A 991-nucleotide genomic window follows, 5' to 3' on the forward strand; every position below is an offset into this window, starting at 1 on the left:
ATGTGGGGGTGTGGGTGGGGCTTGCCCTGCCTGCCCTCGGCGTGGATCGGGCGGGGCTGAATGAACCCCGGTCGGTGGGAGCGCAGGTGGCTGGCCTTGTCGCGCTTGCCGTCGCCGTGGCCATTTGGCGAAGGAACCCACTGGGCGCCTTCGCGGTGGCCGCCGCCCTCGGCCTTGTCGCGGCGCCTTCCCTGTTCACGCTCTCGTACGGGGGTGCTCTTACCGTCTTCGCGTTGCTGATGGGGCGGAGGGCCGAGCGAGTCAGGCCCTCTGTCTTCGCCTTCGCGGGGATCGCGGTCGTCGGGACCGCCAAGATTGCCGGACGGGGCGTCGATCCCGTCGTCGAGTGGCTCGTGTTGATGGGGACGTTGCTCTTCGGGGCGGTCTTTCCGTGGCTCGCCGGGCGCTACTGGCGCCAGGGGCGCGAACTCGCCGCCGCCGGCTGGGCGCGCGCCGGGCAGTTGGAGCGGGAGCAGCGCATCGTCGCCGATCGCGCCCGGCTTCGGGAGCGGGCCAGGATCGCGCAGGACATGCACGACTCCCTCGGGCACGAGCTGAGCCTCATCGCGGTGCGCGCCGGCGCGCTGCAGGTCGCCGCCGATCTTCCCGACACGCACCGCGCCGCCGTCGCCGACCTCCGCGTCGCCGCCTCGGACGCCACGGACCGGCTGCACGAGATCATCGGGCTGCTCCGGGAGGAGGGGGACGAGGCCGCACCGCTCGCCCCGGCGGGCGAGACCGTCGCGGAGCTGGTCGAGCGCGCGGCGGGCTCAGGGCTGCCGGTCCGGTACAGCGCCGAGGGTGACGCGACGAGCCCCGAGTTGACCGGGACGGAGTCCGAACGCACCGTCCACCGAGTCGTCCAGGAAGCTCTCACCAACGCCGCCCGGCACGCCCCCGGCGCCTCGGTGACGGTAGAGAGCGTGCGGGACGCGGTCACGGGCACGACCGTCGTCACCGTGACCAACGGTCCCGCCGAGGAGCCCGCCCC

1 protein-coding gene is annotated in these 991 nt (G+C 73.7%); it reads left to right on the top strand.

Annotated features, from left to right (window positions below; genetic code table 11):
• Nucleotides 1-86 precede the first annotated feature (86 nt).
• Nucleotides 87-991: histidine kinase (locus tag E2651_RS43400; RefSeq protein ID WP_348541713.1), on the top strand; the 905-nt coding region annotated here is incomplete at its 3' end.

It is taken from the genome of Streptomyces sp. MZ04 (assembly GCF_004684775.1).
Lineage (GTDB): Bacteria > Actinomycetota > Actinomycetes > Streptomycetales > Streptomycetaceae > Streptomyces.